This is a genomic window from Bombilactobacillus bombi, from assembly GCF_013607485.1.
In the GTDB taxonomy this organism is placed as follows: domain Bacteria; phylum Bacillota; class Bacilli; order Lactobacillales; family Lactobacillaceae; genus Bombilactobacillus; species Bombilactobacillus bombi_A.
Genome location: NZ_SCHP01000039.1, coordinates 1 through 10,153 on the forward strand (window position 1 = coordinate 1; position 10,153 = coordinate 10,153).

A 10,153-nucleotide genomic window follows, 5' to 3' on the forward strand; every position below is an offset into this window, starting at 1 on the left:
GGCCAAGGGTAAATATTTATCCTTGGTCTTTTATGGTTTAAATGATGATTTTAATTTGAGTATTTTTATTTGATAAATCCAAAATAACCAATGACAATAAGGGCTAAGATAATTCGATACCAACCAAAGGCCTTGAAGTCATTTTTCTTAATATAATCAAGTAAGAATTTAATTGCCATATAAGCCACAATAAAAGACACAAAAGTTCCTACCAGTAAAACAATGGTTTGCGAGCCCGTAAAGGAATGTCCATGCCAGAAATATTTAAACAATTTGAGGCCACTGGCACCAACCATTGTGGGAATAGCTAAGAAGAAAGAAAATTCAGTCGCCACAAAGCGGGAGGTACCAATTAACATAGCACCTAAAATTGTCGCTCCAGAACGTGAAGTTCCCGGTATTAATGATAACACTTGAAATATTCCAATTCCAAAAGCTGTCAAATAAGGAAGATTGTTTAGGTTGGTTAAACGTGGCTGACGCTGATGGTTATAATTTTCAACTACAATGAATAAAATACCATAAATAAGCAAAGTAGCAGAAATAACCTGCCAAGTATTAAAGTGTTCATCCATAAAGTCATTGAGCGGCAAGCCAACAATTACTGATGGTAAGCAGGCAATTATTACCTTAAACCACAGGGTCCAGGTGTGTTGCTGTTCGGAAGTATTTTTGCGAGGTGAGAAAGGATTGAGCTTGTGAAAATAAATTACCACCACTGCTAAAATAGCTCCAAGTTGGATTACCACCATAAACATATTGATAAAAGCTTGTGATTCTTGTAATTTGACAAATTCATTAGCCAGATATAAGTGACCAGTAGAACTAATCGGCAAAAATTCGGTAATTCCTTCAATAATTCCCAAAATAATTGCTTTAATAATATTTAACATGAAAATTTACACTCCCAAAGTTTAGTAAAAAGCTAAACAAGTTCCTTCCGGTACTTGAGTATCATTACTTATAAATGTTAAATAGCCAGTTTCGAAATTGCGTTTAAAAATTGTGACATCATTTGATTTTTGATGAGGTACGAGAATATATTGACCAGTAAGATCAAAGTTAAAGTCGCGTGGAAAATCACCTTGAGTTTTGATAGTTTGCAGATGCTCTAAAGTTTGGCCGTCAGGGCTCACTTTAAAAGAAACTAAAGAATTATGGCCACGATTAGAAGTATATAAGAACTTGCTGTCAGCACTAATACGAATAGCCGCAGCAGTATTATCACCTTGATAAGAATCTGGCAGCAAGGAATAACTGTGTAATTGTTCAAATTGGCCAGCTTCATAATGTAAGGTCAATACTAGAGAACCTAGTTCACAAATACAATAAGCCAAGTGAGGATTATGGGGGTTAAAAACCAAATGACGAGGTGCCGAGCCTTTAGGAGCATTAAATTCACTATTTTTGTGAGCTTGGCCGTTATCATCAAGGTCATAAGTGTAGACTTTGTCACTACCATAATCACAAATAACCAATTTATCATCAGGGGTTAAGTGAGCCAAATGGGGATGAGAAGCCTCTTGCTCGGGACGAATACTCTTGCCGGATAGTTGAATTTTGTCGGTAATGGTTAAAGTTTTATCAGCGTTAATTTTATGAATTGTCACAATTCCTGTATGAAAATTAGCTGAAAATACTAACTGTTTCTTATCTGAAACTTCAACATAAGCGGGAGAATTTTCTGGCTGTAAGGCACTCCCCAAATAAGCAAAGTTTTGTTTAATATCATAAGCAGCAATGCCGCCTTGCTGATCTTTTTGAATTACTGAGTAAAGAATATTTTCATTAGAGACAGCAAAGTAAGTAGGGCCTTGTAATTTTACCGCTAATTGCGGTGCTGATAATTGGGCTTTTTGGGAATCGAACTGTAATTGATAGATACCCTGACTAGTTTTTTTAGTATAACCGCCAATTAATAAATTTTCCTGCATGAATTAAATCACTCCTTTGAACATATTTTATAACAAACTTCTGCAAAATGCTGGTAGAATTCCTGTAATTTGCTAATATAAAAAGTAAAGTCAGGTGAGAACAATGGAAATTAAAGCACAAATAACCCTTATCGGCAAGCAAGCAGTCGATCAGCAAACTAATTTTTTGATATTATTTGATGAAAATGCCAGTGAAGATTTACGTCAAGTAGCACTGATTCAGCATTTTACGGATCCAAAAAGCTCCTTTAAGCTTCAGGTGGGAGATTGTTTAACTATTGACCAAGTTGATTATCCAATTACTTATGTAGGTCGGCTAGTGAATCAGCAGTTGTCCGCTATTGGGCATGCCGTTTTGAATTTCGCTCCAGTAGATGCTCAACCCATGCAAAACAGTATTTATTTAAAGGGCACTTTACCAATTATTCAAGTTGGTAGTCGATTAATTTATAAAATGGGAGAGTAATATGAAAAAAGAACAGCCAACTTGGTTTGAAAAGTGGTTTTTAAATAATAAGTTCACAATTGTGCTACTAAATGTTTTATTGATTTTTTTAATTATTTCAGCCTTTATTAAAGTTAGCTATATCTTTAAACCTCTTCAACAAATATTGAATATAATTCTGCCGCCCTTAATAGTGGCTGGGATTTTGTATTATTTGATTGATCCACTCATTGATCTTTTAGAACGTCGGTTTCATATCAAGCGTGTAATATCCATTAGCGCAGTTTTTATCGTAATTTTGGCATTATTGGTATGGATTATTCTGTCTTTAATTCCCGTAATTCAAAACCAAGCCACTTCTTTAATGCATAATATTCCCCATTATTGGCGAACTTTACAGAAGATGTTAATGGATTTGAGTCAAGAACCGCATTTGCAGCGTCTGCATTTAGCAAATAAGTTTTCGCCGCTTAAAGTTACTAAATCCTTCTCTGATAGTTTAAATGGGGTCTTCAATAGTGCTTTAGGCAACATTACTTCAGCAGTAAGTGTCGTGTCTAATGTTGTTATGATTATTTTGACTGCACCGTTTATTTTGTTTTTTATCTTAAAAGACGACCGTAAAATTAAGCCTAATATTCTCAAGTATGTTCCAGAACGTTTGCAGGCTTCAACTGCAGATATGCTGACTGAAATTAACCAAGCTTTGAGTTCTTATGTGCGTGGTCAATTGACGGTGGCCTTTTGGGTAGCGGTGATGTTTGCAGTGGGTTATTTAATTGTGGGAATGCCATATGGTGTTTTACTGGGAATATTTGCTGGAATTTGTAATTTGATTCCCTATGTCGGGTCAGCGGTAGGCTTAGTACCAGCGATTGTCCTGGCTTTAATTAATGGGCACCAGATGTTATTATACGTAATTATTATTTTTGCCATTGAGCAGACGATTGAAACTCGGGCTGTATCGCCACTAGTAGTTGGTAATAAAATGAATATGCATCCAGTAACGACTATTTTGGTTTTGCTAGTAGCCGGTGGGATGTTTGGTTTAATTGGTGTTATTGGCGGTATTCCCATTTATGCAATTTTGAAAATCCTTGTTGGCAAGCTCTTTACTTGGATTCAGCGCAATTCTTCTTGGTATGATAAGCCTTCAAAAAACGAATAAGAAACTATAGTGAAAAAACCGCGACATTTTTGCCGTGGTTTTTTTGGTGTAGAATAGTTGCCTAATTTAAAAATTACTTAAGTCATGGTTGATTACACCAGCGTCACCATTATAGATGGAATTTTTTATAATGACATAATTAACATGACGCAAATCTGCTAATTTTGTTCCGCCAGCATAAGAAATAGCTGATTGTAAATCTTCTTGCATTTCTTGAAGGGTAGAGGCAATTGAACCGCGATAAGGAATGATTACTTTTTTACCTTCAATATTTTTGCGTTCCTTCTTTTGAAGTACAGAAGCCGAACCATAGTAAATTTTCATTTTTTTACCATTTTGCTCCAAGACTTCACCTGGATTTTCCTCATGACCAGCTAACAGTGAACCAACCATAACAAAACTAGCACCAAAACGAAGAGACTTGGCAATATCACCATTTGTGCGAATACCGCCGTCAGCAATAATAGGCTTGCGAGCAGCTTTGGCACACATACGAATTGCCGCCAATTGCCAACCAGCCGTACCAAAACCAGTTTTAATTTTAGTAATGCAAGCCCGTCCGGGTCCAATACCAACCTTGGTAGCATCAGCACCAGCTTCTTCTAGAAAATGTACGGCATCGGCCGTTGCAATATTGCCGGCAATGACAAAGGTTTGTGGTAATTTTTGTTTAATATAGCCAATCATTTTAGCGACAGTATTAGCGTAGCCATGAGCGATGTCAATTGTAATATATTCAGGCTGTAAGTTGGCTTGAGATAATTGATCAATCAGTTGGTAATCATGTTCTTGTACACCAACACTAATGGAAGCAATGAGTTGTTGAGTATGCATTTTTTTAACAAAATCAAAACGCTGCTCCGCATCAAATCGATGCATAACATAAAAATAATTATTTTGTGCTAGCCAAATGGCAAGTTCTTCATTAATGATACTGGACATATTGGCAGGTACTACTGGAATTTTGAAAGTATATTTCCCCAATTGTGCCCGCGTATCAGCTTGGCAACGATGTTCAAGAATACATTTTTGAGGAATTAATTGAATATCTTCGTAATCAAAGACGTTAAACGGGTTATTAGGCATACTATAATGACCACCTTCGAGATATTTACGAACTATTTTTATAAGCTATTTTTAAAATGTTCGCCATATACTATTTAAATATATTTTGGAAATAAGTCAAGAAAAAATTTGTAGTTGCAATTAAAAATATTTATCGTATAATGTAAGAAATTGCCTGTTCAGGATCTTTTATCAGATGATAATTTGATAAAAGGCCGTGAGAAGGGTATACTAACGTGTTTTCTTGCTGCGAAGGCCGAGGAAATACGTTTTTTTGTTGCTTTTTATCAATTGTGACTTATGTTAAAATTAATAAGATTGAAAGAAGTGTATAAGATGACAAATCACATTGCCTTATTTGAACCATTAATGCCTGCTAATACGGGGAATATTGCGCGAACCTGTGCCGGCACAGATACAGTGTTGCATTTAATCAGGCCTTTAGGTTTTAGTCTTGATGATAAACATATGAAGCGTGCCGGTCTAGATTATTGGGACAAAGTCAAAATTGAAATTCATGATGATTTGGAAGATTTTTTGGCTACTATTCCTGATTCCAGATATTTATATTTGATTACCAAGTTTTCTGATAAAATTTATACTGAGGTTGATTATTCAGATACTACGAAGGATCATTATTTTCTTTTTGGCAAGGAAACCACAGGATTGCCGGAACAGTTTATGCGGGAAAACCAAGAGAAATGTTTACGGATCCCCATGACAGATAAAATTCGGGCCTTGAATCTTTCTAATACCTGTGCATTAGTTATTTACGAAGCTGTGCGGCAACAGCATTTTGCGGGCATGGAATTGACTCATCGTTATTCACATGACAAATTACATTAATTAAGGAGAAAGTTATGAAAGTTAATAAGGGACCTATTGTCGTCCAATCCTATCATTATGATTTAGTTGATCCAAAAAGTGAGGCACAGACCAATTTGCAGGTTCAGGTACAAGATTATGATGATTCTAACTCTGAAGAGCCTTCCAAATTTAAAATGATTCAAATTATGACACCTTTTGGTATTCATCCTGAAGGAGTTCCCTTTGCAGTTTCTGGTTTGATTGGTCAAGTAATTCAATTGCAAGATGTTGGTGTAGATGAGGATTATCAGATAACTACTGAACAAATGACAGAGTTATCACGACCTTTAGTAGAACAAATTCAAATCATCACTTATCAGTTGACAGCAATGACCTTAGATCATGGTTATGAATTAGATTTTCAACCAAGCACACCTGATGAAGAAGCGGATGAGGATAAATAGCTACTGTAATATGTTTATATAAATAATTTAGTTTTTGATAATTGTTGGGGGATAGTAGTGTGGTGACTAAGGGGGAAAACATCACTAGTAACAAAGAATTATCAAGGCGTAAGCAACATTATGTTTATCGTATCAACAAAAGACTATTTGATATTATTTTGAGTATTATTGGAATAATATTATTTTTTATACCAGGTTTAATTATTTCATTTTTAATTAAAAAGGAGAGCCCACGTGGCTCAGTTTTTTATACGCAAATAAGAATTGGTAAAAATAATAAGCCTTTTAAGATGTATAAATTTCGTTCGATGTATGAGAATGCTGACCAGCAATTAGAACAATTGTTAGATAAAAATGAAGTAGCCGGACCCATGTTTAAAATGAAAAACGATCCTCGAGTTACTCCTATCGGGAATAAAATACGTGCTCATAGCTTAGATGAAATACCACAGCTCTGGAATGTTTTGAAGGGGGAAATGTCTTTAGTTGGACCTAGACCACCTTTACCCAGAGAGGTTAAAGAATATACTGATTATGACAAGCTGCGTTTATTAGTTAAACCGGGATGCACTGGTTTATGGCAAGTAAGTGCTCGTAGTAATGTGGGATTTGATAAAATGCTTGAGCTTGATCTGAAATATATTAGAAATCGTAGCTTTTTTTACGATTTTAAGATTATTCTTAAAACAATTAAGATTATGATTTATCCAAATAGTGCTTATTGAAAATTTTATATAGGATTAATGTGATGAAAATAACGCATGTTGCTGAGTATGCTTCTGGAGGGGTAGCAACTTATTTAAGAAATACTATTGCATATCAATTAGATTGTGACGATATAGAAACTATAGATTTATTTATTTCTAATTTCAATTCTGAAAATATTAATTTTAATTCTGAAAAGTTCCGTATTCATCGTTACGATTACCATAGAAATATAAAAGGAATCATCCAATTATTAAAAATTGTTCCAGATATTGTAAAAGTAAAATCAGACGTTATACATTTTCATAGTACCTTTGCGGGACTTTTGCGACCTTTTATTAAGTTTGCTAGTTGGAAACAGAAAGTACTTATAGTCTATACATCCCATGGATGGAGTTTTTTTAAAGAAGATATTGGTAATTTCCAAAAAGTTATTTTTATAATTATAGAGAATATTTTAAGTTATTTTACTAATCTGATTATTAATGTTTCTAGGCATGACTATCCGATATCTACAAAGTATGGTATTAGCAAAAAAAAATCCACGTTCATTTATAATACAATTAAACCTGAGGTAAAGCCCCTACCTGTTAAAAATCCATTTACAAAAGTTAATACTTATAAGATTTGTTTCATTGGCAGATTTGATAAGGCTAAGGGATTAGACTTTTTGCTGAATAGTTTTGATTTTGATCATAGCAATATTGAAATTATGATTATTGGCAAAGCTGTTTTAAATGATGCTCAAATTAATACTAGTAATACTGAACATATTCATTTTGTCGGGTGGATAAATAATAATGAGTTAGACTCTTATATTAGGCTATGTGATGCTGTAGTAATTCCCTCAAGATGGGAAGCTTTTGGATTGACAGCACTTGAAGCTATGAAAAATTCTAAATTAGTGATATCTTCTAATGCTGGTGGGCTGCCCGAAATTGTAAAAACTGGTTATAACGGATTTGTTTTTCAAAAAGAAGATAAATATTCTTTAATAGCGACATTAAAAAAGTTTCAAAAATTGGATTCTAAAGATATAGACATAATGGATCAACATGCTCACCAAACTTTTATAAAAAAATTTAATTACGAAAAAAACAATGCTGATTTAATCAAGATATATGAAGATGGAGTAAAGAATGCCTAAAGTTTCGGTAATTATGTCTACTTTAAATGGTTCTTCTACTTTGAGAAGTTCTATTTCTTCAATCATCAATCAGAGCTTTCAAGACTGGGAATTAATTATTTGTAATGATGGATCTAAAGATCAAAGTGAAGAAATAATTAAAAGTTACTGTAAACATGATAGAAGAATAAAATTATTAAATCATAGACGTAATGAGGGACTATCTAAGTCACTTAATGATTGTATAAAATTATCTATTGGAAAATATATCGCTAGAATGGATGATGATGATTTTTCTAAACCTAATAGATTAGCTGCCCAAGTTGAATTTTTGGATAAAAATACTAATGTGGATTGGGTAGGTACAAATATTAGTATCTATGATGGAAAAAGAGTTTATGGAAAAAGAGAAATGCTTGCCACACCTAATAAATTTGATGTTTGGTTGGGACATAGTTTTGTTCATCCTTCAATAATGATAAAAAGTGATGTATTAAAAAAGATCGATGGGTACAATATATCTTCTGAAGTGACGAGGATTGAGGACTATGATCTTTGGTGTAAGTTATATAGTCTCGGATATGTTGGTAATAATTTACAGCAAGAATTATTAATTTATCGTGAAGATGATGGATCATTTGAAAAAAGAGACATAAAAAGAAGAATTAGGTTATTTAAGTGTATGAAGTATTGGCGTAAAAGATTGCAAATTAGTTTTATATATTTTTTTTGTGAATATATACTTCTTTTAAAATGTTTTATTCCTAATTCTTTAATAAAGATGATTCACCAACATATGTATTCTTGATATTGAAGGGATGTAATTTATTGGAATCAAAGGATATTGATTTTGTTGTAACATGGGTTAATAGTAATGATAAAAAGTGGCAGCAAAAAAAGAATAAATATGTTTGTAACCTTCATGATGAAAATAAATTTTTGAATTCATCTATCAGATATCGGTCTTTTGATACGTTTAAGTACTGGTTTCGAGGAGTGGAAAAGTATGCTCCGTGGGTACATAAAGTATATTTAGTGACCGATAATCAAGTGCCAAAATGGCTTGATTTGAATCATCCCAAACTTCAAATTGTAGATCATAAAGAATTTTTAGATTCAGTTAATTTGCCTGTATTTAACTCTAATGCGATTGAATTAAATGTAGATAAAATAACAAGTTTAAGCAATAATTTTGTTTTGTTTTGTGATGACACTTTTATTATAAATAATCTAAAACAGCGGGATTTATTTTGTAATGGAATTGCACGTGATGTTGCGATTGTAACTCCTATAATTCCATTAGAAAAAAATATGTCTATAGTACAGTATAATAGTGTTCAAATTGTTAATAAACACTATTCTTTAAGAAACTCTCTAAAAAGACATTTTTGGAAGTATTTTAATTATAATTATGGTTTTGAGTGGATAAGAACTGTTTTAGAAGCACCACATCATTATTTTCCAGGTTTACTAGATACTCATCTTCCAATTGCTTATTCTAAAAATGATTTTAAATTTGCCAGAAAAATAGCTGAAAATGAATTCAAAAACACTTCTAAACATCGTTTTAGGCAAGATGACGATATTAGTCACTTTTTAATTAGATATTTGAGAATTGCTACTGGCAACTTTGATCCAGGTAGAATTTTAGGACATTCATTTTTGATGAGTGATATTGAGTCAATCAATCGTATCTTTAAAAAGGGAAAAGACAAGTTCATTTGTATAAATGATATAGATGATCCGAATGTTGATTATTATGAAAATGAGATTGATAAGCTTTTTGCTAATAAATTTGGTGAAAAATCAAGTTTTGAAAAGTAATATGTTTATTCATTGAAGCTTTTAAGGATTTGTATAAAAAACTTGTAATCTGCCGTATATTTAAATTTTATTCATTTGTCTTGGAGATGTTTTTATGATAACTATAATTTTGCCTGTTTATAATGTTTATCCCTATCTAAATCAATGTTTAGAAAGTATATTTGCACAGACTTATAAAAATATTCAATTAATTATAGTTAATGATGGCAGTACCGATAAATCTTCAACAATTATAAATAAATATATTCAATTTCAAAAAAATAATAAAATACTTAATGATGTTATTTATATAAAACAAAAAAATAGTGGTTTGTCAGCAGCTAGAAATGCTGCAATTCCTTATATTAAGGGGAAATTAACTTGGTTTATTGATAGTGATGATCTTCTTAGCAATAAACAGTCAATTGAAAAAGTAATGTGTGTTTTTTCTAAGTATCCTCAAATGTCAATACTTTTCTTTAATGTAGATAATTTATTTGAAACTAGTAAAGATATTTGGAATAAAAAGATAAGAAGGGAAAATAAATACTATAACCAATTTCAAATTAAAAATATTAATGAATTTTTAAAAGAAGTCTTGCCTACAGCTCCTGTTTGGGCATATGTAGTTAAAAC

Annotated in this window: 12 protein-coding genes; 9 read left to right on the forward strand and 3 right to left on the reverse strand. The window is 32.4% G+C overall.

Annotated elements, in window-relative coordinates; all coding sequences use genetic code 11:
• Positions 1-65 precede the first annotated feature (65 nt).
• Positions 66-893 (reverse strand): undecaprenyl-diphosphate phosphatase, encoded by an 828-nt coding sequence (locus EQ827_RS06745; protein WP_181190239.1) that lies wholly within the window; start codon positions 891-893, stop codon positions 66-68.
• Between the two features lie 21 nt (positions 894-914).
• On the reverse strand, positions 915-1,934 hold the full coding sequence (locus EQ827_RS06750; RefSeq protein WP_181190240.1) for a lactonase family protein: 1,020 nt from the start codon (positions 1,932-1,934) through the stop codon (positions 915-917).
• A 103-nt stretch (positions 1,935-2,037) separates the two neighbouring features.
• On the opposite strand from EQ827_RS06750, the gene EQ827_RS06755 reads away from it, so the two are divergent.
• Together EQ827_RS06755 and EQ827_RS06760 are read left to right on the forward strand one after the other, a co-directional pair.
• Complete coding sequence (locus EQ827_RS06755; RefSeq protein WP_181190241.1) at positions 2,038-2,400, forward strand: PTS glucitol/sorbitol transporter subunit IIA; 363 nt, start codon at positions 2,038-2,040, stop codon at positions 2,398-2,400.
• 1 nt (position 2,401) lies between these two features.
• Positions 2,402-3,547: an AI-2E family transporter gene (locus EQ827_RS06760; protein WP_181190242.1), complete on the forward strand. Its 1,146-nt coding sequence runs from the start codon at positions 2,402-2,404 to the stop codon at positions 3,545-3,547.
• A gap of 66 nt (positions 3,548-3,613) precedes the next feature.
• Here EQ827_RS06760 and EQ827_RS06765 read toward each other — a convergent pair whose 3' ends face one another.
• Positions 3,614-4,633 carry a GMP reductase gene (locus EQ827_RS06765; protein ID WP_181190243.1) on the reverse strand — a complete coding sequence of 340 codons (1,020 nt, stop codon included), beginning with the start codon at positions 4,631-4,633 and terminating at the stop codon, positions 3,614-3,616.
• Positions 4,634-4,948: 315 nt separating this feature from the next.
• Here EQ827_RS06765 and trmL point away from each other — a divergent pair, with 315 nt between their 5' ends.
• The 7 genes from trmL to EQ827_RS06800 form a co-directional block, all read left to right on the forward strand.
• The gene (trmL, locus tag EQ827_RS06770) at positions 4,949-5,458 is read left to right on the forward strand and encodes a tRNA (uridine(34)/cytosine(34)/5-carboxymethylaminomethyluridine(34)-2'-O)-methyltransferase TrmL (RefSeq protein ID WP_181190244.1); all 510 of its coding nucleotides are present in this window, start codon (positions 4,949-4,951) and stop codon (positions 5,456-5,458) included.
• A gap of 14 nt (positions 5,459-5,472) precedes the next feature.
• Positions 5,473-5,883, forward strand: coding sequence for a DUF1149 family protein (locus EQ827_RS06775; protein ID WP_181190245.1), 411 nt, complete (start codon positions 5,473-5,475; stop codon positions 5,881-5,883).
• 62 nt (positions 5,884-5,945) lie between these two features.
• Entirely contained in the window at positions 5,946-6,608 is a 663-nt protein-coding gene (locus EQ827_RS06780) for a sugar transferase (protein ID WP_373563514.1), read from the forward strand.
• A 23-nt stretch (positions 6,609-6,631) separates the two neighbouring features.
• Entirely contained in the window at positions 6,632-7,735 is a 1,104-nt protein-coding gene (locus tag EQ827_RS06785; protein WP_181190247.1) for a glycosyltransferase family 4 protein, read from the forward strand.
• Entirely contained in the window at positions 7,728-8,522 is a 795-nt protein-coding gene (locus EQ827_RS06790; RefSeq protein ID WP_181190248.1) for a glycosyltransferase family 2 protein, read from the forward strand. Before EQ827_RS06785 ends, EQ827_RS06790 begins: the two co-directional genes overlap by 8 nt.
• A 20-nt stretch (positions 8,523-8,542) precedes the next feature.
• Positions 8,543-9,538, forward strand: coding sequence for a Stealth CR1 domain-containing protein (locus EQ827_RS06795; protein ID WP_181190249.1), 996 nt, complete (start codon positions 8,543-8,545; stop codon positions 9,536-9,538).
• 94 nt (positions 9,539-9,632) lie between these two features.
• Positions 9,633-10,153 (forward strand): glycosyltransferase family A protein (locus EQ827_RS06800; protein ID WP_181190250.1); only part of this gene is annotated, 521 nt, incomplete at its 3' end.

Excerpts from the sequence above, each read along its gene's own strand:
- EQ827_RS06745 (WP_181190239.1), bottom strand. The coding sequence starts at position 893 with ATGTTAAATATTATTAAAGCAATTATTTTGGGAATTATTGAAGGAATT.
- EQ827_RS06750 (WP_181190240.1), bottom strand. The coding sequence starts at position 1,934 with ATGCAGGAAAATTTATTAATTGGCGGTTATACTAAAAAAACTAGTCAG.
- EQ827_RS06755 (WP_181190241.1), top strand. The coding sequence starts at position 2,038 with ATGGAAATTAAAGCACAAATAACCCTTATCGGCAAGCAAGCAGTCGAT.
- EQ827_RS06760 (WP_181190242.1), top strand. The coding sequence starts at position 2,402 with ATGAAAAAAGAACAGCCAACTTGGTTTGAAAAGTGGTTTTTAAATAAT.
- EQ827_RS06765 (WP_181190243.1), bottom strand. The coding sequence starts at position 4,633 with ATGCCTAATAACCCGTTTAACGTCTTTGATTACGAAGATATTCAATTA.
- trmL (WP_181190244.1), top strand. The coding sequence starts at position 4,949 with ATGACAAATCACATTGCCTTATTTGAACCATTAATGCCTGCTAATACG.
- EQ827_RS06775 (WP_181190245.1), top strand. The coding sequence starts at position 5,473 with ATGAAAGTTAATAAGGGACCTATTGTCGTCCAATCCTATCATTATGAT.
- EQ827_RS06785 (WP_181190247.1), top strand. The coding sequence starts at position 6,632 with ATGAAAATAACGCATGTTGCTGAGTATGCTTCTGGAGGGGTAGCAACT.
- EQ827_RS06790 (WP_181190248.1), top strand. The coding sequence starts at position 7,728 with ATGCCTAAAGTTTCGGTAATTATGTCTACTTTAAATGGTTCTTCTACT.